This is a genomic window from Variovorax sp. PCZ-1 (assembly GCF_018413605.1).
Classification (GTDB): Bacteria; Pseudomonadota; Gammaproteobacteria; order Burkholderiales; family Burkholderiaceae_C; genus JANMDU01.
In genome coordinates, this window is the sequence record NZ_JAHCDN010000002.1 from 404855 (window position 1) to 425638 (window position 20784).

Annotated in this window: 23 protein-coding genes and 1 tRNA gene; 12 read left to right on the forward strand and 12 right to left on the reverse strand. The window is 55.2% G+C overall.

Annotated features, from left to right (window positions below; translation table 11 throughout):
• Positions 1–23 precede the first annotated feature (23 nt).
• Positions 24–914, reverse strand: coding sequence for an RNA polymerase sigma factor RpoH (rpoH, locus tag KIH26_RS12045; protein ID WP_503005203.1), 891 nt, complete (start codon positions 912–914; stop codon positions 24–26).
• A 201-nt stretch (positions 915–1115) separates the two neighbouring features.
• The gene (locus KIH26_RS12050) at positions 1116–2174 is read right to left on the reverse strand and encodes an extracellular solute-binding protein (protein ID WP_213445530.1); all 1059 of its coding nucleotides are present in this window, start codon (positions 2172–2174) and stop codon (positions 1116–1118) included.
• A gap of 168 nt (positions 2175–2342) precedes the next feature.
• Between KIH26_RS12050 and KIH26_RS12055 the strand changes: the two genes are divergently transcribed.
• Complete coding sequence (locus tag KIH26_RS12055; protein WP_249661180.1) at positions 2343–2645, forward strand: YkvA family protein; 303 nt, start codon at positions 2343–2345, stop codon at positions 2643–2645.
• A gap of 2 nt (positions 2646–2647) precedes the next feature.
• Here the strand turns inward: KIH26_RS12055 and KIH26_RS12060 are convergent.
• Both KIH26_RS12060 and KIH26_RS12065 read right to left on the reverse strand, forming a co-directional pair.
• Positions 2648–2722 (reverse strand) — tRNA-Arg (locus tag KIH26_RS12060).
• A gap of 23 nt (positions 2723–2745) precedes the next feature.
• Positions 2746–3936 (reverse strand): vWA domain-containing protein, encoded by a 1191-nt coding sequence (locus KIH26_RS12065; RefSeq protein WP_213445531.1) that lies wholly within the window; start codon positions 3934–3936, stop codon positions 2746–2748.
• A gap of 79 nt (positions 3937–4015) precedes the next feature.
• On the opposite strand from KIH26_RS12065, the gene msrA reads away from it, so the two are divergent.
• The 9 genes from msrA to KIH26_RS12110 all read left to right on the forward strand — a co-directional run bounded on the left by msrA (position 4016) and on the right by KIH26_RS12110 (position 12218).
• A complete protein-coding gene (msrA, locus tag KIH26_RS12070) occupies positions 4016–4567 on the forward strand; it encodes a peptide-methionine (S)-S-oxide reductase MsrA (RefSeq protein ID WP_213445533.1) in 552 nt (183 codons plus the stop codon).
• A gap of 28 nt (positions 4568–4595) precedes the next feature.
• Entirely contained in the window at positions 4596–5303 is a 708-nt protein-coding gene (locus tag KIH26_RS12075; RefSeq protein ID WP_213445534.1) for an ABC transporter ATP-binding protein, read from the forward strand.
• The gene (locus KIH26_RS12080; RefSeq protein WP_213445536.1) at positions 5300–6508 is read left to right on the forward strand and encodes an ABC transporter permease; all 1209 of its coding nucleotides are present in this window, start codon (positions 5300–5302) and stop codon (positions 6506–6508) included. Before KIH26_RS12075 ends, KIH26_RS12080 begins: the two co-directional genes overlap by 4 nt.
• Before the next feature lie 7 nt (positions 6509–6515).
• Complete coding sequence (locus tag KIH26_RS12085; RefSeq protein WP_213445538.1) at positions 6516–6785, forward strand: hypothetical protein; 270 nt, start codon at positions 6516–6518, stop codon at positions 6783–6785.
• Complete coding sequence (locus KIH26_RS12090) at positions 6775–7332, forward strand: DUF3299 domain-containing protein (RefSeq protein ID WP_213445539.1); 558 nt, start codon at positions 6775–6777, stop codon at positions 7330–7332. Before KIH26_RS12085 ends, KIH26_RS12090 begins: the two co-directional genes overlap by 11 nt.
• A 4-nt stretch (positions 7333–7336) precedes the next feature.
• The gene (locus KIH26_RS12095) at positions 7337–7744 is read left to right on the forward strand and encodes a hypothetical protein (RefSeq protein ID WP_213445541.1); all 408 of its coding nucleotides are present in this window, start codon (positions 7337–7339) and stop codon (positions 7742–7744) included.
• Positions 7745–7819: 75 nt separating this feature from the next.
• Positions 7820–9874: a TonB-dependent receptor gene (locus tag KIH26_RS12100; RefSeq protein ID WP_213445543.1), complete on the forward strand. Its 2055-nt coding sequence runs from the start codon at positions 7820–7822 to the stop codon at positions 9872–9874.
• A 184-nt stretch (positions 9875–10058) separates the two neighbouring features.
• Positions 10059–10994 (forward strand): AEC family transporter, encoded by a 936-nt coding sequence (locus tag KIH26_RS12105; RefSeq protein WP_213445544.1) that lies wholly within the window; start codon positions 10059–10061, stop codon positions 10992–10994.
• A gap of 252 nt (positions 10995–11246) precedes the next feature.
• Positions 11247–12218, forward strand: a complete 972-nt coding sequence (locus KIH26_RS12110) for an MBL fold metallo-hydrolase (protein ID WP_213445546.1) — start codon at positions 11247–11249, stop codon at positions 12216–12218.
• A 43-nt stretch (positions 12219–12261) separates the two neighbouring features.
• Here KIH26_RS12110 and KIH26_RS12115 read toward each other — a convergent pair whose 3' ends face one another.
• The 8 genes from KIH26_RS12115 to KIH26_RS12150 form a co-directional block, all read right to left on the reverse strand.
• Positions 12262–13101, reverse strand: coding sequence for a hypothetical protein (locus tag KIH26_RS12115; RefSeq protein WP_213445548.1), 840 nt, complete (start codon positions 13099–13101; stop codon positions 12262–12264).
• A complete protein-coding gene (locus KIH26_RS12120; RefSeq protein WP_213445550.1) occupies positions 13098–14468 on the reverse strand; it encodes a S1C family serine protease in 1371 nt (456 codons plus the stop codon). Before KIH26_RS12120 ends, KIH26_RS12115 begins: the two co-directional genes overlap by 4 nt.
• A 30-nt stretch (positions 14469–14498) precedes the next feature.
• Positions 14499–15152, reverse strand: a complete 654-nt coding sequence (adk, locus tag KIH26_RS12125; RefSeq protein WP_213445552.1) for an adenylate kinase — start codon at positions 15150–15152, stop codon at positions 14499–14501.
• Positions 15153–15247: 95 nt separating this feature from the next.
• Positions 15248–15994, reverse strand: a complete 747-nt coding sequence (gene kdsB, locus KIH26_RS12130; protein ID WP_213445554.1) for a 3-deoxy-manno-octulosonate cytidylyltransferase — start codon at positions 15992–15994, stop codon at positions 15248–15250.
• Positions 15995–16012: 18 nt separating this feature from the next.
• Positions 16013–16231 carry a Trm112 family protein gene (locus tag KIH26_RS12135; RefSeq protein WP_213445556.1) on the reverse strand — a complete coding sequence of 73 codons (219 nt, stop codon included), beginning with the start codon at positions 16229–16231 and terminating at the stop codon, positions 16013–16015.
• A gap of 7 nt (positions 16232–16238) precedes the next feature.
• Positions 16239–17240, reverse strand: a complete 1002-nt coding sequence (gene lpxK, locus KIH26_RS12140; protein ID WP_213445558.1) for a tetraacyldisaccharide 4'-kinase — start codon at positions 17238–17240, stop codon at positions 16239–16241.
• A 103-nt stretch (positions 17241–17343) separates the two neighbouring features.
• Positions 17344–17763 carry an ExbD/TolR family protein gene (locus KIH26_RS12145; RefSeq protein ID WP_213445559.1) on the reverse strand — a complete coding sequence of 140 codons (420 nt, stop codon included), beginning with the start codon at positions 17761–17763 and terminating at the stop codon, positions 17344–17346.
• Between the two features lie 23 nt (positions 17764–17786).
• Positions 17787–18431 (reverse strand): MotA/TolQ/ExbB proton channel family protein, encoded by a 645-nt coding sequence (locus tag KIH26_RS12150; protein WP_213445561.1) that lies wholly within the window; start codon positions 18429–18431, stop codon positions 17787–17789.
• A gap of 41 nt (positions 18432–18472) precedes the next feature.
• Here KIH26_RS12150 and xseA point away from each other — a divergent pair, with 41 nt between their 5' ends.
• Together xseA and KIH26_RS12160 are read left to right on the forward strand one after the other, a co-directional pair.
• Positions 18473–19801, forward strand: coding sequence for an exodeoxyribonuclease VII large subunit (xseA, locus tag KIH26_RS12155; RefSeq protein ID WP_213445563.1), 1329 nt, complete (start codon positions 18473–18475; stop codon positions 19799–19801).
• Positions 19802–19877: 76 nt separating this feature from the next.
• Positions 19878–20771: a dienelactone hydrolase family protein gene (locus KIH26_RS12160; protein WP_213445565.1), complete on the forward strand. Its 894-nt coding sequence runs from the start codon at positions 19878–19880 to the stop codon at positions 20769–20771.
• Positions 20772–20784 lie beyond the last annotated feature (13 nt).

Sequence of the window (20784 nt, forward strand, 5' to 3'; positions counted from 1 at the left end):
AAAAGCGTTGGTAACAAGCGTGTTCAGGCAGTTTCCAGCGCCTTCTTCATCTTTTTCATCGCAGCCACTTCAATCTGACGGATGCGCTCGGCGCTCACGCCGTATTCAGCGGCCAGATCATGCAGAGTGAGGCCGCCCGAGCCGTTGTCATTCACCTTGAGCCAGCGTTCTTCAATGATGCGGCGGCTGCGCGGATCGAGCTGCTCCATGGCAGCCATCACGCCGTCGCCAGCCAAATGATCGCGCTCGCGGGCTTCTAGCTGGGCAGTGGGCTCCATCGAGCTGTCGGAGAGGTAAGCAATCGGGCCGAAGGCTTCTTCACCGTCATCTGAAGGCGTTGGGTCGAGCAGCACATCGCCGCCAGCGAAGCGCGCTTCCATCTCGATCACTTCTTCGCGCTTCACATTGAGCGTGCGCGCCACGGTATCGATTTCTTTGGCATTCAGGCTGTCGCGGTGCGTCAAGCCATCGGCCTCTTCAGCCGCATCGTGCTTGAAGCCCTGCTTCATCGAGCGCAGATTGAAGAAGAGCTTGCGCTGCGCCTTGGTGGTGGCCACCTTGATCATGCGGAAATTTTTGAGGATGTACTCATGAATCTCAGCCTTGATCCAGTGTAGAGCGTAGCTCACCAGGCGCACGCCTTGATCAGGGTCAAAGCGCTTGACGGCTTTCATGAGGCCCACATTGCCTTCTTGAATCAAGTCAGCATGAGGCAGGCCATAGCCCAAATATTGGCGTGCGGTGGAGATCACGAGGCGCAGATGAGAGAGCACCAGGCGACCTGCGGCCTCCATGTTTTGCTCTTCTTTCCACTGGCGCGCAAAGCGCTGCTCTTCTTCTAGCGTGAGCAGGGGCATGCGGTTGGCCGCACTGATATAAGCATCGATATTGCCCAATGAGGGCACCATGCTCATGCTGCTCCAGTTAGAGACAGCAGTGTTATTCGATAAAGTCAAAGCTCCAGACATTTCAGAACTCCTTCGGTCTTTCTTCACCAGTGACTGCGCTAAAAATGCGGGTTTTCACGGGTATAGATGCAATATTAGCACTCTTCTTAGGAGAGTGCTAAATGAAAAAGTTCAATCCCCTTGATGGTTAATGACTATTGGGTCATTTTATTTGTAGCCCACACGATCCAGCATCTGCTGTACCTTCACTTGATTCATACCGATCACGCTGGAGGGTATCGTCTCGGCTTTGAAAGCATCTCCGCCATTGCCTACGAGCATGGCTTTCAGTGCGGGGTTATCAATCTTCATGCCTTTGGCTGTTGGCCATTCGTTGTTGCCATCAGCAAAATACTTTTGCGCAGATGGGCTGGCCAAGTATTCAAGGAATTTCACCGCGGCTTCGCGGTTTTTGGCGTTCTTGGCCATTGCCCCGCCAGCAATGTTCAAGTGTGTACCCCAGGAGTTTTGGTTCGGGAAAACGATGCCGATTTTGTCCATCGCGGCTTTGTCTTCCGCTTTGTCCGAGCGCATCAGGCGTGCAAGGTAATAGGTGTTGGTTAAGCCAATGGCGCATTCACCAGCGGCAACAGCGCGGATTTGATCCGTATCGCCGCCTTTGGGTGCGCGAGCCATGTTGTCAGCGATGCCTTTGAGCCAGGTCTCGGTGGCCGCTGCACCAATGTGCTCAGACACTGCGCCAAACAAGCTGAGGTTGTAGGGGTGGGAGCCGCTGCGTGTGCACACCTTGCCTTTGTTTTTCGCATCGCCCAGCTCTTCGTAGGTATCCACATCTTCGCGCTTAACGCTGGCTTTGCTGTAAACAACGACACGGGCGCGAGTGGAGAACCCAAACCACGGCGTGCCTTCGGGAGTGGCCTTGGCTCGGTATTGGGCAGGAATAGCATCGTCCAATACCTTGGATTTCACGGGCGCAAACAGACCATCAATTTCACCCTTCCACAAACGCGCCGCATCCACCAACAAAATGACATCCGCTGGCGATGATGTGCCTTCAGCGCGCAGACGATTCAAGATGCCAGCGTCATCAGCATCCACGCGGTTGATCTTGATGCCGGTGGCCTTGGTGAAATCGGCATAGAGAGCTTCGTCTGTGCTGTAGTGGCGTGCGGAGTAGAGATTCAGCGTCTTGTTGTCTTGCGCCTGCGCGGGCAGGGTGGCGAGAATGGAGATTGCAGATAAAGCAAAAAGGGTAGGTTTGAGCATGGCAAATGGGAGGAGAGATTGACAATACTCACATCATAACATAAATGAGAACGATTCGCATTTAATAAATCAAAGCAATGTAGGCTTTTGTTTTTCGCCCTTGTCATCTCTGTGCCCAACCTCACGTTATGAGCTCTGCCCGCACATGCCGGGCTTAAGGAGAAGCAGATGGCGATTTTGAAATGGGGTTTGCTCTGGACGAAGTTTCGCAAAGAGCTTATGCTCGCCTGGGCTATCTTGCGCGATGCCCGCACGCCAGCTTCCGCAAAGCTGGCCACGATTGCGGCGGTTCTGTATGTGATCAGCCCCATTGATCTGGTGCCAGATCTGATTCCACTACTAGGCTGGCTAGACGATGGCCTGGTGGCGATGCTATTGCTCAAATGGGCGCAGCGTATGCTACCTACTGAGCTACTTGCGACTTTGAAGGCCACGCTGGATAAGCGCAGCACGAATGCATCTGCCAAATAGTTTGGTACCACCAACAGGAATCGAACCTGTATCTAGTGCTTAGGAGGCACTCGTTCTATCCATTGAACTATGGCGGCATGCCGTTATTGTAAGTTGACGCTTATTTCGTCAACAGCCGCATCGCGCCTTCCAGCCCTTGCAGCGTGAGCGGAAACATGCGGTCATTCATCATCTGGCGGATGATGCCGATGCTCTGCCGATATTCCCACACGCCTTGCGGCTCGGGGTTGATCCAAGCGAATTTGGGAAAAGCTTCCGTTAAGCGTTGCAGCCACAAGCTGCCGGCTTCTTCGTTGTTGTATTCCACGCTGCCGCCGGGTTGCAAGATTTCATAGGGGCTCATCGTGGCATCGCCGACGAAGATGAGCTTGTAATCCTTGTTGTATTTGCGCAGGATATCCATGGTGGGGAATTTCTCGGCAAAGCGGCGGCGGTTGTTTTTCCACATGAAGTCATAGACGCAGTTGTGGAAATAGTAAAACTCAAGGTGCTTGAATTCTTGCTTGGTGGCGCTGAAGAGTTCCTCCACGCGCTTGATGTGATCATCCATCGTGCCACCCACATCCATGAGCAGGAGCACCTTCACATTGTTGTGCCGCTCGGGGCGCATTTTGATGTCCAAGTAGCCGGCGTTCGCTGCGGTTTTGCGGATCGTGTCGTCAAGATCCAGCTCGTCTTCAGCGCCTAGGCGGGCGAATTTTCTTAGGCGGCGCAGGGCGATTTTGATATTGCGCGTGCCCAGCTCTTGCGAATCATCATAGTCTTTATAAGCGCGCTGATCCCACACTTTCACAGCGGATTTATTGCGCCCGCCCGCTTGCCCAATGCGAATGCCTTGCGGGTTGTAGCCATACGCGCCAAACGGTGAGCGGCCACCCGTGCCAATCATCTTGTTGCCGCCTTCATGGCGTTCTTTCTGCTCTTCAAAGCGCTTTTTAAGCGTCTCCATCAGCTCATCCCAGCCCATGGCCTCAATCTTGGCCTTCTCTTCAGCGCTGAGTTCGAGCTCGAGATTCTTGCGCAACCATTCCAGCGGAATATCCTGCGTGAAATCAGCCACCATCTCCACGCCCTTGAAATAAGCCGCAAACGCGCGATCAAACTTGTCAAAGTGCTTTTCGTCTTTCACCAAGGCGATGCGGCTCAAGTAGTAGAAGTCATCAATCTTGTAGCCATCTTCACTCGCCGGCCCCACCACGCCTTCTTTCACAGCTTCAAGCAAGGTGAGATATTCCTTGACGGAGACAGGCAGCTTGGCGCTGCGGAGGGTGTAGAAGAAGTCGATCAGCATAATGGGCTTTTGTTGGAAACATTCTAAGGTTTTCAAAAGAGGGATGTAAGTTGCAGAATCCTCAATGCGACAATGGCTTATGAACGCTACTACCTCATCTTCTCCCCAAACCATCACCCTCGGTGGAGGTTGCTTTTGGTGCACTGAATCTGTTTACAAAGAAGTCAAAGGCGTGCTCGATGTGGAATCGGGGTATTGCAACGGGCATGTGAAGAATCCGAGCTACGAAGATGTGTGCACGGGGCAGACGGGGCATAACGAGGTGGTCAAACTTGTTTATGACCCTTCTGTGATCTCCACGCGGGAGATTTTGGAGATCTTTTTTGTGGTTCACGATTGCACGCAGCTCAACCGGCAGGGCAATGATGTGGGCACGCAGTATCGCAGCGGAATATATTTCTCGACTGCCGAGCAACAAGACACGGCGAATGACTTGATTCGCGAGATGAGCCAAGACAAGATCTTTGATGGCTCGATCGTGACTGAAGTGTTGCCACTGCAAAACTATCACGCTGCGGAAGACTATCACCAAGACTTTTTTGAGCGCAATCCGTATCAGGGCTATTGCATGGCGATGGCTGCGCCGAAAGTGGCGAAGTTTCGCAAGACCTTTACTCGACTGGCGAAGTAGTTCTTCCTAGGCTGCGTATCATTGCGGCATGTTGGTCTCTGAATCTTTGAGTTTTTCCTATCCGGGCGGTGGCTCTGGTGCTGTGATGCGCTTTCCGGATATCAACTTGCCGCAGGGTGAGGTGTTGCTGCTGCAAGGCGCCTCTGGATCGGGGAAATCGACGCTATTGGCACTGTGCTGCGCATTGCTGAGCGGGGCGACCGGGCGGTTGCTGGTGGCGAATCAGGATGTGCTGGCTTTGAAAGGAAGTGAGCGTGATGTTTGGCGAGGACGCTCTGTAGGCTTTTTGCCGCAGCGTTTGCATTTGAGTGAATCGCTGTCAGTGCGTGCAAATTTGCAGCTGGTTTTTTTTGCTATCGGCTTGCCTGAAGATGGTGCAAAAATCAATGCGGTGTTGCAATCGCTGGGCGTGGGTGATTTGTCAGAACGTCGCCCGAGTGAACTATCAGGCGGTCAAGCGCAGCGAGTGGCGCTCGCTCGAGCCGTGTTGCTCTCGCCCAAAATTATTTTGGCCGATGAACCGACGGCGAGTTTGGATGATGAGGCGGCAAGTCAAGCAATCACGCTATTGTTGCAAGCTGCGAAAGGCTGCGGTGCGAGTTTGGTGGTGGCTACGCATGATGCGCGGGTCAAAGATGCCTTGCATGCAGCAGGGCAGGCCACGCAGCATATTTCACTCAAAAATTTAAGCCAAATCGGCCTCTCGCCGGCGAATCATCTGCGCAGAGTGCTATGAAAAACATAGTATCTACGTTCTCCTACGCATGGCGCATGCTGCTCGCGCGCCCAGGCGCAGCGCTTCTCAATGCTCTCTTGATCGCGCTGGGTGTGGCCACGATGACGGTGCTGCTGCTCGTCTCCACGCAAATGGAGCGCAGCTTTGAGCGCGATCTGGCGGGTGTGGATGTGGTGGTGGGCGCAAAAGGCTCGCCGCTGCAAATGATTTTGGCGGGCGTTTTGCATGTGGATGTGCCTGCGGGGAATATTCCGCTGGAGGCAGCACTTGAGCTGGCGAAAGATCCGCGCGTGAAGCGGCTGATTCCTTTGAGCTTGGGGGACAGTTATGCAGGCGCTCGCATTGTGGGCACGACGGCGGATTACCTCTCGCTCTATCAAGCCAAGCTGGAAGCAGGACAAATTTGGGCGCAGCCGATGCAAGCCGTGGTGGGCGCGGATATGGCGGCTAAGCTGCCGATCAATGCGGTGTTTTCTGGCTCACATGGCCTAGGTGGTGGTGGCGAACTTCACGACAAAGCCAAATACACCGTGGTGGGCCAGTTGATGCGCTGCGGCTGTGTTCTGGATCGTTTGATCCTTACCAGCACCGAGAGCGTGTGGCAAGTGCATGAAAAAGAAATTGCGTTGGATGAGGAGGACAAAAAAGCCCTGCAAGAAGAACGCGAAATCACTTTCGGCTTGGTTCAATACGCCTCACCTCTGGCTGCAGTGAGCTTCCCACGCTTTGTGAACAGCAGCACCGAGCTGCAGGCCGCTGCGCCTGCGCTAGAGATCACGCGGCTTTTCCGTATGGTCGGCGTGGGCACGCAGGTGCTGCAAGCCTTTGCCGCCGTGCTGCTGGCTGTGGCGGCTACAGGTTTGTGGATGTCGCTCACACAGGCGCTTGCGCAGCGGCGCGGCGACTTGGCCATGTTGCGCATGCTGGGTGCATCTCAGGCCAAAGTGGCTCTTCTGTTGCTCTTTGAAACGCTTTTGTTGGCTCTGGTGGGATGTTTGATCGGTTTGGCGCTGGGCCACCTCTTGACAAGTCTGATAGGCTATTTGTTAAGCCAAGAAAGATCGCTGGTGATCAGTGGTGCGCTATGGCTGCCGCAGGAACTGCTGCTGCTGGCGGGAGTCTTGTGTTTATCGGTGCTGGCCGTGGCTTGGCCATTGCGGCAGGTCTATCGGTTGGATGTGTTGAAACAATTGAATGTAAGGTGAATAAATCATGATTTTTAAGCAAAAACGGCTTATCGCCGGCGTATTATCTGCGCTAGCAGCTACTCTTTTTGTAGCGTCTTCGGCGGTGGCGCAAGCGCATTCTGAGGGTGACACGAAGAAAGATATTCAGCGCCACAAAGCCATGGCTGCTGCACATGAAGGTGCGGCCAAGTGCTTGGAATCTGGCAAAAAATACGATGCCTGCATGAAGGATTTGCAAACCGCTTGCAAAGGCCTGGGCATTGGCAAACACTGCGGCATGCGTCATGAGCACTAAGCAACTTGTCATCGCCGGCTTGGCGGCCACCGCTGTGTTGGCGTGGGCTCAGCAGAGTGCGCCCCAGCTCTCCTCGCCCATCGCTTCTGGCGCTAAGCCTGCGGCAAGCAGCCCTTTGGGCGTGCCGCAAGGCCAGGGTGCGGGTGTACACAGCCCCAACTCTCCTTTTGCGCCGCTGCCTAAGCGTGAGGATGTGGTGGCTTGGAGTGTGCTGACTGCAATCACCACCAAGAACGAGAAGAACAAAATCCTGCCCGTATTTGGCGCGCAGCAGATGGCCCTGCATCAGAAAACGCAAAAGGTGCAGGGCTTCATGATGCCGCTGGAGCCCGGTGAGCGTCAGCGCCACTTTCTGCTCACTTCCGTGCCCTTGTCGTGCAGCTTTTGCCTACCCGGTGGGCCCGAGAGCATGATCGAAGTGCGTACCAAAACGCCTGTGAAGTATTCGATGATGGAGCCTGTAGTGGTGGAAGGTAAATTCCAAGTGCTCAACGATGATCCTTATGGTCTGTATTACCGCATCACAGAAGCGGTGGCAGTGAAGTGAACCGATGAAATTAGCCAAGCATTCACAGTTGAATCTTGCTCAGCGTATCGTGCTGAGCGGGCTACTGCTGTGCATGGTCTTGGCACAAAGCCTCTCGTTTGCGCACCGCACGCTGCATCACGATGTGCGCATGCTCGCGCATGCCTACGAGGAGCAGCATGCTGATCATCATGGGCATGGCGCAGACTGTGATCACGGTATCTTCAGCCGTTTGTTTTCCGGCCATGAAGAAGGAGATGAAACCTGCCGCGTGATCGATGGCAGTCATGGGTCTTCAGATGTCTTTAGCCCAGTAGCCGATATGCTACCTGCGCTGCATGCTCATATTTTAGTAGCATCAGTTGCTTATTCACTGGCGGCATGGCAAGCCCCACTGTTCGAAGCGCGCGGCCCGCCTGCGCATTCTCTGTAAACCTTCCTTGATTGTTTTGGCTACGCAGCGCATGTCGCGCAGCGTAGCTTTGTTTGCTTTTTTTCAGAGAATGTCATGTCTAAATTTTTTCCTCGCAGCGCCCTAGCTGCGGCCTGCACTGCGCTGTGCGCAGCCGTCAGTGCCCAAACTGCGACACCTCCTACCGAGTCTGTTTTGCAGCCTGTCACCGTGACGGCCAATCCTCTGGGCGGCAGCGACGTGATCGCCCCTGCGCAAGCTCTCACAGGCACAGGTTTGCTGCTGCGCCAACAATCTACGATTGGCGAAGCTTTGAACGGCTTGCCCGGCGTCAGCAGCAGCTACTTCGGACCCAACGCCAGCCGCCCCATCATTCGCGGCTTGGATGGGGATCGCATTCGCATTTTGAGCAACTCAGGCGCAACGATTGATGCCTCAGGTTTGAGTTATGACCATGCCGTGGCGCTTGACCCGATTGCTGTGGAGCGCATCGAAGTGTTGCGTGGCCCTGGCGCCTTGCTCTATGGTGGCTCGGCGGTGGGTGGAGTAGTCAACGTGATTGATAACCGTATTCCCAAAGAGCGCTTGGCTGGTATGACGGGTAAGGTGGATTTCGGCCTGTCGAGCGGCAACAGCGGCAAGAATGGCGCTTTCATGATTGAGACGGGCAATGATAAGTTTGCCTTGCATGCCGATGTGTCTGCTCGCAGCAGTGGTGATGTGAGCGTGCCAGTGAATTTGGCCTGCACTAAGCCCGGATCGCCTCCAACGCAGAAGAAAATTTGCAACTCAGCAGCCGATGCCAAGAGCGGTGCGATAGGCGGCAGCTTGTTCTTTGGACAAAGCCGCATTGGCCTGTCAGTGAGCAGCTTCACCACGAACTATGGAACAGTGGCAGAAGACGAGGTGACGATTGATATGAATTCGCGACGCACCGCAATGGATGCTGATTTCAAGATTGGCAGCTTCATTGACAGCGTGCAAGTGCAGGCCAGCAACACGAGCTACAAACACACGGAGTTTGAAGGGGCAACAGCAGGTACAGAATTCAAAAACAATGGCAACGATCTGCGCTTGCAAGCGAGACATGCCAAGATTGCGAATCTTCAAGGTGTGATCGGTTTGCAGCTGGATAACAACCGCTTCTCTGCCGATGGCGCAGAAGCTTTCGCTCCGTATAGCAAGACGAGCCAGCAAGCGCTTTTCCTCTACGAAGAAGCTGCTTTCAACTGGGGCAAACTCAGCTTTGGCGGGCGCATAGAAAATGTGAAAGTGCAATCTTTCGGTAACCCCATCATCGCCCGCTTCACGCCCGCACAGCGCGATTTCAAGCCCAGTAGCTACTCTGCAGGCGCTTTACTCAATCTCAATCCAGCTTGGCAGTTCACCGGCAATTTTGCGGCCACCCAGCGTGCGCCGAAAGACTATGAGCTCTTTGCCGATGGCCCACACATCGCCACAGCTGCCTACGAAGTGGGCGATACGAATCTGCGCAAAGAAAAATCCACCAGCTTCGATGTGGGCGCGCGTTGGAAAAGCGGCGCGCATTTTGCGCAAATCAACGTGTTCAACAGCCGCTTCAAGAATTACATCTTGCTTGATGCCACAGGCAATACGCGTGGCGCAGATGCTGAGCTCAATCCGGTGGATGCAGACGGCGATGGCGTGGCCGATGGCAGCGGAGAAGACATCTTTCCCGAATACGCCTATGCCCAAGTTCCCGCTCGCTTTACTGGCTTTGAACTCTCTGGCAACTGGCGCTTGATGGACGCTGCCAACAAGCTCGATCTGCAATGGCGAGTAGACAGCACCCGCGCCACGAATACTGCCAATGGCCAAACGCTGCCGCGTATCAGCCCGCTGCGCATGGGCGCGACGCTCGTGTGGGCGCAAGGCGCATGGGGAGCACGCATCGGCTTTGACCACAATGCCAAAGCCAGAGATGCAAGCACAGAAAGCTACGTCTTGTGGAATCTGGCCGCGACCTACAAAATGAAAGCCAAAGATGCTGATTTGCTCTGGTTTGCACGCTTGGATAACGCAGGCGACAAACTGGCTTACAGCGCCACGTCCATCTTGAGCACCAGCGCGCCAGGCAAATCGCCACTGCCGGGTCGCAGCTTCAAGGTGGGTTTGCAAGCGCAGTTTTGATCAAGGCGAGCTGCAATACCGTTCGCCCTGAGCATGGTCGTTGGGCTTGCCAAGGCTTCGTCCGTTCGACATGCTCAGGACAGGCCAGCTGAGCCCGAACGGGTAGGGGCTGTGAGAAAAATGACGAATCTGGTCATCGCCAGCGGTGATGGCTGGACTCGCCTGGGCGCACTACACTCGCTGTATGTCGCATCCCGTTATCGTTGGTCTCGTCCCTGTCGTCATTCTCATTGCTATTGGATTCATAGCAGGCCGCGCAGGTTTTATGCCGGCTAGCTCCACAAAAGACCTTTCAAAGCTGGTTTTCACCATCTTTTTACCACCGCTTTTGTTTCGCACGATGGTGAATATGCAGCCGGAGAATTTACAGGGTAAACCGCTGTTGGCTTATCTGCTCGCCATGGCGCTGATGTATGCGGTGATGTTTTTTGCTGCGGGGCGCAATCGGCGCGCTGCGGTGCTGGGCCTGGCGGCAAGCTACAGCAACACCGTGATGATTGGTATCGCCTTGATCCAATTCGCTTATGGCGATCAAGGTGTGGCGGTCTTGCTTGCTTTGGTGGCCGTGCATTCATTGATCATGCTGTCGCTAGCCACCGTGGTGTTAGAGCTGGTCACCTTGAAAGAAAAAAGCGGCAAGCAAGGGCATCCGATTCAAATCATGGCTGCTTCCATCTGGAATACGATCAAACAGCCGATGATATTCCCCATCATTTTTGGGTTGCTGTATGCGCAAACCGATTGGGGTATTCCCACGGTGATTGATAAGCCATTGCAACTGCTCGCCAATGCCTTCAGCCCGCTGGCGGTGATTTTGGTGGGCATCACCCTGGCCGCCACACGCGTGGGCGAGCATCTGCGCACGGCGCTAGCTTTATCGTTCTTGAAAAACTTGGCGCATCCTGTGGCTGTGGCAGCCATCGGCTTGACCTTGGGTTTGCAAGGCCTGCCCTTGGCCGTGATGATCGTGACCGCATCTTTGCCGATTGGTGCCAATGTGTTCCTTTTTGCGCAGCGCTATGAGACTGCTCTACCGGAAGTCACCGCAGCTGTCGCAGTGTCCAGCGTTGTGGCGCTGATTTCTGTGGCCATGGCGCTCAGCTTGGCTCGCTTTGTTTAAGTGGGATACGCTGAATAAGCTGCTGCGCTGCTAGGCTTTGCAAAAACATAAACCACCCAAAGGCGGCTTGATTCGCGCAGAGGGCTTGTTCAGCGTATCCCTGATATAACCAATCAGTCATAAACCGTACTGCGGTGTCGGATTAAGAGCCTTCGTTCAGCGCGTTGAGCGCTTTTGCTGCACGATGCAAGTTGAATAGGCTTGTTTTTGCGCAAGTCTAATTTTCCCCCCGATCACACTTGGAGCACAAACATGATCAAACGCAGAGATATTTTCGTAGGCAGCGGCGCAGCTGCTGTAGCTTACATGGCAGGCTCTTTCATGCCACTCATTGCACAAAACGCCCCTAGCTTTGGCGCACCCTCTGTCGTGCAAGTGGGTTTCAGAAAGCAAAAGCTCGGCGATATGGAAATCATCGCTTTGAATGACGGTGTGGCTCGTCGCCCTCTGGCTGCCGAATTCGTGCGCAATGCGCCTATGACCGAAGTGCAAGCTCTGCTGCAATCTCAAGGCCTACCCACCGAATACATCGATATTCCTTTCACCGCCTTCATGATCGTGGCTGGCAATCGCCGCATTCTGTTGGATACTGGTTTCGCAGACAACGGCGGCCCTACCACAGGCCGTTTGCTCGCTAACTTGAATGCTGCTGGCTTCAAAGCGGAAGATATCGATACCGTGGTTCTCACGCATTACCATGGCGATCACATCAATGGCGTGCGCAACAAAGCTGGTCAGCTGGTTTTCCCCAAAGCGAAGATCATGGTGCCTACCGTTGAGCATGCTTTCTGGATGGATGATGCCCGCATGGCTGCTGCGCCAGAGGCTATGAAGGGCGCATTCCAAGCCGTACGCCGCGTGCTCGGTGGCCTCACAGCGGATCAATTGATTCAGTTTGAGCCTGGTAAAGAAATTCTCCCCGGTATCAACAGCGTTGCTGCGTTCGGCCACACACCAGGCCACAGCCTGATCACCGCGCAAAGCAAAGGCGAAAAATTCGCTTACCTCGCTGACCTCACCAACATTCCCCAGTTGTTCGCCCGTAATCCAGACTGGGCCGTGCAGTTCGATATGAACGCCGATGCTGCTCGCGACACACGCCGCAAAATGTTTGAAATGGTCATCAACGAGAAAATGCTCGCTGGCGGCTTCCATTTCCCCTTCCCAGCCTTTGGCCGCGTGGAGAAGCTGGGCAATGGCTATGACTTCAAGCCAGTGGCTTGATCAGCTGTACGACCCAACTCAAAGGCTCCCTCGGGAGCCTTTTTTATTCTTCGCTTTCGATGCTGTCTTCGCCGGGCTCAGTCTTTTGTGAGCGGGCCTTGAGTGTGGCCTCCATATTGCTCGCTTGTTTGAAGAAATCTTGTGCGCTGATAGCGCCAGAGAATTGAAGTGCAGGGCGATACAGATGCGGTGAGTGCAAGCTGTCCAGCACCGTGCCTTGGCGGCGATGGTTGCTCCACATCAGCAGCGAAACAGCGGTCAGAGTGAACACGATCATGCCCAGACGCAGATTGAAGTGCCGTGCCTTCGGCACGATCAAGCGCAGATGCGCCCACGCAAGCAAACACATGCCTGCAAGGATGCTGATGATGTCGATCTTACCGAGCATGCGCCATGAGAAGCTGAAAGAGACAAAGTGCATGGCATCCATGATCACAGTCAACAGAATCATGGCACCGAGCACCAAGCAAACATGCTTGCCGAAATCAGCGTGCTTCACAAAAATCTTGCCCAGCAACGCCCAAAACGCCGCCCACAGCGCAAGACCACCGACGAGCCCCAAGATCACTGAGACGAAATTTGCCAAACCATCGCCCGGCGTGTATTCGATCCACAGATGTACCGCCATGATGGCGGCGAAGATGCCAAATAAGATCAATGCCAAAGGCCAGGGTTTCAGGCCTTGCCCAGCCTTGAGTCGCGGGATAGATTGATTGGCAAGAGCATCGGCAGGGTGAGCAGAGGCTTGCACATCAAGAGCTTCGCTTTGCACACGCAATGTGAAATGCTCACCACTCAATTGCTCCGTGCGCTGCACTTGGCCTTGGGCATCGATGTATTCGATGGTGAGGGTATGAGAGCTTGTGTTGTTGGAGGTGCTCATTTTTTCACCCCTGCTGCGCTATCAGCAAAGCTAAAGCCATCCACAAAATGCTGCGCGAGTTTGAGTGCGTTATCGAAGCTCACGCCTGTGGCATTGAGTCGCCCAAGCGTGCCCGTGGTTTGCCCTTCCTGAGTAGCCACGAGGATAGAGACGCTGTACAGGCCTTTGAAGCGTTTGTAGGCGCTGATGCAGAGCACGGCTTCCATGCGCGGGCTTTTGGGGTTTTGAATGCTTTGCTGGCTACACAGTGGCTTGGTCGAGGGACGAATACTGCTGAAGAAATGTTCGTTTTCAAAGCTCTGGCTGTAGCGATCCATGAAGCGTGTGGTGCCGAGTTTGCTGCCGTCGTAGGCTTCATGAATGGTGGAGATCTCGCCCAGGCTGGCTTCGCCAGTGAACACACTCGAATCCATGCGGCAATCGGTGCGGGCAAATTGAAAGGCCTTGCTTTCCATCTGTTCGCGCCGGCCCCAGCAGCGCAGAAAATCGTCCGACGGAATCGGGATGCTCACGCCGGCATTGATCTGCGGCTTCCAAGGCGTGCTCATGAAGCGATCGGTGAGCTGCTGTTGGTATTGCGTGAGCTGCTGCGTGATGGTGGCGTAGAGCGGCGTGGTGATGGGGGCAGATTTTTGGTGGGAGGTGAGTAGCTTTTGTGCATGCTCGAAAGGCACGAGGAAACTCACCTGCTCGCCATCCAGCCGCTTGGCCACATTGATGCCGACCACCTTGCCTTGCGCATCCAGTGCAGGCCCGCCGCTCATGCCGCCATTGATCGCGCCACTGAAGAAGAGGCGCGGCGTGAAGCTGCGCTCCACGAGGCCGTTGTATGTGCCTTCCACCACGGCAAAGCCGACATCGAGCGGATTGCCCAGCGAGAAGATGCGCTCGCCGCGCTGCAAGGCGCTGCTCGTTGCTCTGAAATTGAGTTGATCTGTTGGCTTGGCGGCAAGCGATCCGTTTTTGATACGAAGCAAGGCCACATCGTTGACGACATCCACGCCCAACAAACTCAGCTCGCCTTTTTCGCCTGATGGCGTTTCATACAAGGCTTGGTAGCGATCTGGCTTGAGCGCGACGAGACTGATGACGTGGAAATTAGAAATCAGCAAGCCGTCGCTAGAGACGAAGAAGCCGGAGCCCACGCTGGCTTGGCTGGTTTGCCCAATCGGTACGATGCGGATACGCAGCAAGCGCGTGCGAGCGTTCGTCCACATGCTTTGTGCTGCAGACGTAACGGCGGGGGCTTGTGGCGCTGCTGGGACTTGCGCAAAAGCATGGGGCATGAGCGCCGCGAGCAGCATGAAAAAACCCAAGCTTGCAGAGGCCAAGCTTGGGTTTTTGGAGAAACAGCGAATGAAAAACATTCGCTGAGATTAACAGGAATTGCGCGTGCTTTAGCTCAGAGCTGCTTGCGCACGCGCCGTGATGTCGGCCACCTCGCCTAGGCCGTCAATCTTGCGATATTTTGGTGCATTGGCTGCATCTTTCGCAGCCCAAGCGGAGTAGTAATCCACCAAGGGGCGGGTTTGTGCGCTGTACACATCCAGACGCTTTTGCACGGTTTCGGCTTTGTCGTCTTCGCGTTGCACCAGCGGCTCGCCGGTCACGTCGTCAATGCCTTCCACCTTCGGAGGATTGAATTTCACGTGATAGGTGCGGCCAGAAGCGGGGTGGCTGCGGCGGCCGCTCATGCGCTCGATGATGGCTTCAAAAGGCACATCAATCTCCAGCACATAGTCCAGCTTCACGCCAGCATCTTTCATGGCTTCTGCCTGCGCAATCGTGCGCGGGAAGCCATCAAACAAAAATCCTTTGGCGCAATCAGCTTGCGTGATGCGCTCTTTCACGAGGCCGATGATGATCTCGTCGCTCACCAACTGGCCAGCATCCATCACTTTTTTGGCAGCCAAGCCCATGTCTGTGCCAGCTTTCACAGCTGCGCGCAACATATCGCCCGTGGAGATTTGTGGAATGCCATATTGCTTACAAATAAAGGCCGCTTGAGTGCCTTTGCCCGCGCCTGGCGCGCCCAACAGAATGAGTCTCATACCTATCCTCGGATTTTTATCAACTTCCTAGAGGATAGCATGCGCGGCTTCAGAGAGACTGACGGGCTTTTAGGGGAAGCCCTCAGCACTGAATCTCAGCCAATCGTGCTAGCCCAGAGCTTGCGCACGCGTTCTAAATCTTCCGGCGTGTCCACACCCGGCCCCGGTGCTGCCTCGCTCACATGCACAGCGATTTTGTGGCCATGCCAGAGGGCGCGAAGCTGCTCCAAAGATTCGCTCACTTCAATCGGCGCTTGCGGCAGCTTGGGGAATTGGCGAAGGAAGCCAGCGCGATAGCTATAAATGCCTACATGACGCAAGGGCTTGGGCGCTCCTGCGTGGCCATCACGGTTGAAGGGGATCAAGCTTCGGCTGAAATACAGGGCGTGATTTTGCGCATCGAGCACGACTTTCACGATATTGGGATTGCTCTGATCTGCTACTGATTCAATAGCATGCGCCGCAGTTCCCATGCCGGCAAGAGGCCTATTTTTCAATAAATTCGCGACCTCATCAATCAGTCTCGGATCAATCAAAGGCTCATCGCCTTGCACATTCGCGACGATGGCATCATCTGCCAAACTGAGTTTGTCGCAAGCCTCGGCCAAACGGTCTGAGCCGCTGGGGTGATCGACTTTCGTGAGTACAGCTTTGATGCCATGCTTCTCGCAAGCGGTTTGAATCGACGCATCATCGCAGGCCACCACCACTTGGTTCGCGCCTGAACGCAGTGCCGCTTGTGCCACGCGCACAATCATGGGCGCGCCGCCAATATCTGCCAAAGGCTTATTAGGCAGGCGGGTGGAGGCAAGGCGAGCGGGGATGAGGACAGTGAAGCTCATGGCGTGGATTGCGAGGAATTACAAAGGGCTGGGGCGAGAAGCCGCTTTGCCATGAAGTACTTCGATTTCTTCATCGCTGAGCGTACGTGCTTCGTTTTCTAGCAAGATGGGGATGCCATCGCGAATGGGGTAGGCCAGACGGGCGCTGCGGCTTTGCAATTCGTTTTTCTCGCGGTCCAGCGTGAGGCTGCCTTTGGTGACGGGGCAGACGAGCAGTTCGAGGAGTTTGGTGTCCATAATGGTTTCAATTCATTGGTGGCTTGAGAGATGATAACTTTTCAAGCAGCGCTGTTGTGAAGGTGTCTGGGAGATGCACTTGCAGCGGCACAGCCAGGATAGTGCATTGTTGTGCGAGTGGTGTTTTCCAGAGTTTGACCGCATCTTTTTCGGTGCAAATCAGCTGTTCACCTTGATGGAATGTGCGCGAAGTGCTACTAAAATCATAGTGATCTGGGAGCGGCAGAGTTTCCTTGAGATTCAAACCGCGCTCGCGCAACATGCTGAAAAAGCTTTCTGGGTTGGCGATGCCAGCGAGGGCTGTGAGATCGTGTTGTGCCAAATCGGTGAGTGGAATTCTCGTTCCGTCTGGGTGCACGGCATGGTCAGCCAAGCGGCGTTCGATATGAAAGCCTGCTTCAAATCCACCGCGATGCAAGATGAAATCCACCTCGCGTGGCCAAGGCTCGCGCAGTGGGCCTGCAGGCAGCAAGCGGCCATTGCCAATGCCGCGCTCCTCAAATACGCAAATCTCAATATCGCGCTGCAAGGCAAGGTGTTGCAGGCCGTCATCGCAGAGGATGACATCGGTTTGCGGATGGGCGGCGAGTAAAGCTGATGCCGCATCTGTACGATCTTTGCCAACGAAGATGGGAGCAGTCAGTACCGATCTCATCAATGCTGGTTCATCACCAGACTCCGTAACAGGCGTATCGGCCAGCACTTCGATCACGCTTCCGCTTTTGCGTCCATAACCGCGTGAGACGATGCCTGGCTGCCAGCCTTGATCTTGCAGTAATTTTGCAAGTGCCATCACGATGGGTGTTTTTCCCGCGCCGCCAGCAATCACATTACCGATCACGATGACAGGAGCGGGGATGCGCGTGCTGTGCATCACGCCGCTGGCATAGAGCTTGCGCCGCAATTTGATCAAGCCGCCATACACCCAACTCACGTCGAGAAAGAGCAGCGAGAGCCAATCCTTCTTAGATGAATACCAAGATTTTTGCAAGCGTTGGCTCAGATTCATAGGTGCTGGCTGAATGAGAATTTAATTCCCGTTCGGGCTGAGCTTGTCGAAGCCAGCGCTGCCCTTCGACAAGCTCAGGGTGAACGGTTTAAACATCGTTCAGCTACTTGCTGCCCGAAGGCTGCGTGGCAAACGTCACTTGCTGCAAACCCGCTCGCCGCGCTGCTTCCATCACACTGATTACAGCCTGATGGGTGGACAATGCATCGGCGCTGATGATCACCACCGTGTCTTTGCCAGCTTTGGCCGCGCCTGCAAGCGCGGAAGAAATCGCGTCCACGCTTTTGCCCTCGACTGCAGTTTTGTTCACCGCATAGCGCCCATCACTGCTCACGCTCACGATCAGCTCTTTGGGATAGTCGCGCTGCGCATCGGTGTCTGCCGTGGGCAATTTCAACTGCATCTCGGTGAACTTGCTGTAGGTGGTGGAGAGCATCAAGAAGATGAGCACGACCAAGAGCACATCGATGAAGGGGATCAGATTGATCTCCGGCTCTTCACGGTTGTTGCGGCGAAAGTTCATGGTGCTTTGCTCCTGATGAGGCCTCAATAACCGCCGTTACGCATGGCCAGCAGATGGCGCGCCATTTTGTCTGCCGCTAGCTCGAGGCTGAGCAAATAGTCATCGACTCTTGCGCGGAAATAGCGCCAGAAGATCAGCGCGGGGATGGCGATGATCAGGCCGAAGGCGGTGTTGTACAAAGCAATCGAGATGCCGTGGGCAAGCTGCTGTGGGTTGCCCACACCACCGCCTGCACCTGAGCCACCGCCTTGTGAGCCGAAAATTTCAATCATGCCGATCACGGTGCCGAGCAAGCCCAGCAGTGGGGCAGCTGAGGCAATCGTTGCAATGGCGGGCAAGTAGCGCTCCAGCTTGGCCGTGACGCGGCGGCCTGCGCCTTCCATGCTGTTGCGCAGCTCTTCCTCGGAGCAGCGCGGATTGCTGCTCAAGGCACGCATGCCACTGGCGAGCACTTCGCCGAGCGCTGAGTTAGCTTCAAGTTGGTTGATCACGTCAGCCGTGGGCAAGCCTTGGCGAGAGACGGCAATCGCTTCATCGAGCAGTTTCGCAGGTGCGATTTTGGCCGTTTTGAGGGCAACGAAACGCTCGATCACGAGCGCCAATCCGAGGATGGAGCATGCGATGAGAGGCCAAATGGGCCAGCCTGCGGCTTGTATGATAGCGAGCACAAAGTTCTCCTAGATTTGCCCACATTATGCGCGATGATGCTATGGTTTTTGAAGCTCCCGGTGGCTCAAGGGTTTGGGCGGTGGGCGCGCTCGTGCGAGCGGTGGCGGATGCGCTGGAGGCTCGCTTCAATCCCGTGAGCGTGAAAGGCGAGATCACTGGCTTTTCTCGCGCTGCTAGCGGGCATTGCTACTTCTCGCTCAAAGACGATGCAGGGCAAATCCGCTGTGCCATGTTTCGCCGCGCGGCCAGCCTCATGGATTTCCAGCCGAAAGAGGGCGATTTGGTCGAACTACGCGGACGCATCAGCATTTACGAGCCGCGCGGAGATTTGCAGCTCATCGTGGAGAGTTTGCAAAAGGCGGGGCAGGGCGCTTGGTTTGAACAGTTTTTGAAATTGAAAGCGCAGTTGGAGGCGGAAGGCCTGTTTGACACTGCGCGCAAGCGTGAGATACCGCGCGCGCCACGCGGCATTGGCTTGGTCACATCCAGCGGCGCAGCAGCCTTGCAAGATGTGGTTACAGCGCTGTCAAGGCGCGTGCCGCATATTCCCGTGTGGTTCGCACCCGCGTCTGTGCAAGGCAATGGCGCACCAGCAGAGCTGATCGAAGCGCTACAAAAACTGTATCACTCTGCGCAGAATCCACGCCGGCTAGAGCCCGATTTGGCTTATAAAACACCTCAAATTGATGTGATCCTGCTCGTGCGCGGTGGTGGCTCCATCGAAGACCTCTGGGCCTTCAACAACGAAGCGCTAGCGCGCACCATCGCGCAAAGCCCCGTGCCCATCATTAGTGGCGTGGGGCATGAAACCGATTTCACCATCGCCGATTTCGTCGCTGATCTGCGCGCACCCACGCCCACCGCCGCCGCTGAGCTCTGCGCCACTGAGCGCGCCGCTTGGCTAGGCGCGGCTGATCTCATGCAAGAGCGCTTGGAAGATGCTGTGCAAGACGCGCTCGATACGCAAGCTCAGCGCGTCGATACTGCAGCACGCCGCCTCTCCCGCCCCAGTGATGTGCTCGCTAAGCAACGCCTGGGTTTGCAGCATCTGGCCTTTTCCTTGAAGCAGAAGATACTCTCATTTCAGGAGCACTCCGCGCAGGAACTACGCCGTCGAGAAGCCGATTTCTCTTTAAAAACGGCTCGCTTTCTGCAGCTGGCAGGCGAACGCCAGCAACGCGCAGCCCAAGCGCTGGAGCATCTCAATCCGCAGCGCGTTTTGGAGCGCGGCTATGCGCTTGTGACCAATGAGCAAGGCCAGCAGATTTCTCGCATGGATCAATTGAGCTTGGAGCAAAGCATCGGTCTGCGTTTGAAAGATGGCCATGCGAATGCACGCATCGAAGGACTGAACGCATTGAGTCAGTGATTTGTCAGTCGACGCGATCTCTGACAGCGCATGATGCAAGAACTCATCCCGAGGATCAGGCATTGAGGAGACATTCATGGCGAGCTTCCGATACTTTTTCAGCAAATGGATCTTATGTGGTGGCTGGATATGGTTTGCTGTGGCGATGGCTGCGCATGCACAAACCGTCGAAGTTCAAGCGGTAAATTTTCGTACAGCCAGTCAGCTGCCCAATACAGCTGAGCAAGCGGAAGCAAAATCCAAAGGGCAGACTGCACAACCCGTTCTAGGCGATGAATTGAAGGCTTACCTCGCCAAGCCAGCAGGGCCAGGGCCCTTTGGCGCAGTGGTTGCGCTGCATGGCTGCGGAGGCATGTCTGAGCGCTTCAAGCAAGAAATGACAGATCGTTACAACGCTTGGGGCTATGTGGTGCTGGTCGTGGACAGCTTCGCCAATCATCCCGTGAAATTCGCTTGCGGCGCGGATCGCGCCAGAAGCCGCGCGGATATGCGTCCGTTTGATGCGATGGGGGCGATGCAATATCTGGCTGGCTTGCCCTACGTCGATCCCCAGCGCATCGCTTTGCTTGGCTCGTCGCAAGGGTCGTGGGTGGCATTGGAAGTGGCCTCAACGCGGAAAGAGCCGATCTTTGACAATCCGAAAAACATCAAAGCCCAAGCCGTCGTCGCTTACTACCCCGATTGCCGCTCAACTTTTGACACATTCGATGTGCCCGTTTTGATCATGGTCGGTGACTTAGATGATTGGACACCCGCCAGCCGCTGCCAAGACATGCTGCAACGCCGTGCAGGTAAGGGCGCGCCTGTCGAGCTTGTGGTCTATCCCGGCGCTCGACATGCCTTTGATTGGATCGATCTTCAACCCGCGCGGCGTGTGGCCGGCTATTTGATGGAATACAACGCAGAAGCGGCTAAGCTGTCCATGGATAAGCACCGAGAGTTTTTGAAGCAAACCATCGGCTCAAAGTGATCCGTAGCCGAGT

What these genes read in the sequence shown, in the direction of transcription:
- KIH26_RS12080 (WP_213445536.1), top strand. Translation starts at nt 5,300, where the DNA reads ATGAAAAACATAGTATCTACGTTCTCCTACGCATGGCGCATGCTGCTC.
- KIH26_RS12100 (WP_213445543.1), top strand. Translation starts at nt 7,820, where the DNA reads ATGTCTAAATTTTTTCCTCGCAGCGCCCTAGCTGCGGCCTGCACTGCG.
- KIH26_RS12160 (WP_213445565.1), top strand. Translation starts at nt 19,878, where the DNA reads ATGGCGAGCTTCCGATACTTTTTCAGCAAATGGATCTTATGTGGTGGC.
- KIH26_RS12050 (WP_213445530.1), bottom strand. Translation starts at nt 2,174, where the DNA reads ATGCTCAAACCTACCCTTTTTGCTTTATCTGCAATCTCCATTCTCGCC.
- KIH26_RS12090 (WP_213445539.1), top strand. Translation starts at nt 6,775, where the DNA reads ATGAGCACTAAGCAACTTGTCATCGCCGGCTTGGCGGCCACCGCTGTG.
- KIH26_RS12055 (WP_249661180.1), top strand. Translation starts at nt 2,343, where the DNA reads ATGGCGATTTTGAAATGGGGTTTGCTCTGGACGAAGTTTCGCAAAGAG.
- KIH26_RS12135 (WP_213445556.1), bottom strand. Translation starts at nt 16,231, where the DNA reads ATGGACACCAAACTCCTCGAACTGCTCGTCTGCCCCGTCACCAAAGGC.
- adk (WP_213445552.1), bottom strand. Translation starts at nt 15,152, where the DNA reads ATGAGACTCATTCTGTTGGGCGCGCCAGGCGCGGGCAAAGGCACTCAA.
- KIH26_RS12105 (WP_213445544.1), top strand. Translation starts at nt 10,059, where the DNA reads ATGTCGCATCCCGTTATCGTTGGTCTCGTCCCTGTCGTCATTCTCATT.
- KIH26_RS12120 (WP_213445550.1), bottom strand. Translation starts at nt 14,468, where the DNA reads ATGTTTTTCATTCGCTGTTTCTCCAAAAACCCAAGCTTGGCCTCTGCA.
- KIH26_RS12115 (WP_213445548.1), bottom strand. Translation starts at nt 13,101, where the DNA reads ATGAGCACCTCCAACAACACAAGCTCTCATACCCTCACCATCGAATAC.
- KIH26_RS12110 (WP_213445546.1), top strand. Translation starts at nt 11,247, where the DNA reads ATGATCAAACGCAGAGATATTTTCGTAGGCAGCGGCGCAGCTGCTGTA.
- KIH26_RS12075 (WP_213445534.1), top strand. Translation starts at nt 4,596, where the DNA reads ATGTTGGTCTCTGAATCTTTGAGTTTTTCCTATCCGGGCGGTGGCTCT.
- kdsB (WP_213445554.1), bottom strand. Translation starts at nt 15,994, where the DNA reads ATGAGCTTCACTGTCCTCATCCCCGCTCGCCTTGCCTCCACCCGCCTG.
- KIH26_RS12145 (WP_213445559.1), bottom strand. Translation starts at nt 17,763, where the DNA reads ATGAACTTTCGCCGCAACAACCGTGAAGAGCCGGAGATCAATCTGATC.
- KIH26_RS12065 (WP_213445531.1), bottom strand. Translation starts at nt 3,936, where the DNA reads ATGCTGATCGACTTCTTCTACACCCTCCGCAGCGCCAAGCTGCCTGTC.
- rpoH (WP_503005203.1), bottom strand. Translation starts at nt 914, where the DNA reads ATGAGCATGGTGCCCTCATTGGGCAATATCGATGCTTATATCAGTGCG.
- KIH26_RS12085 (WP_213445538.1), top strand. Translation starts at nt 6,516, where the DNA reads ATGATTTTTAAGCAAAAACGGCTTATCGCCGGCGTATTATCTGCGCTA.
- lpxK (WP_213445558.1), bottom strand. Translation starts at nt 17,240, where the DNA reads ATGAATCTGAGCCAACGCTTGCAAAAATCTTGGTATTCATCTAAGAAG.
- msrA (WP_213445533.1), top strand. Translation starts at nt 4,016, where the DNA reads ATGAACGCTACTACCTCATCTTCTCCCCAAACCATCACCCTCGGTGGA.
- xseA (WP_213445563.1), top strand. Translation starts at nt 18,473, where the DNA reads ATGGTTTTTGAAGCTCCCGGTGGCTCAAGGGTTTGGGCGGTGGGCGCG.
- KIH26_RS12095 (WP_213445541.1), top strand. Translation starts at nt 7,337, where the DNA reads ATGAAATTAGCCAAGCATTCACAGTTGAATCTTGCTCAGCGTATCGTG.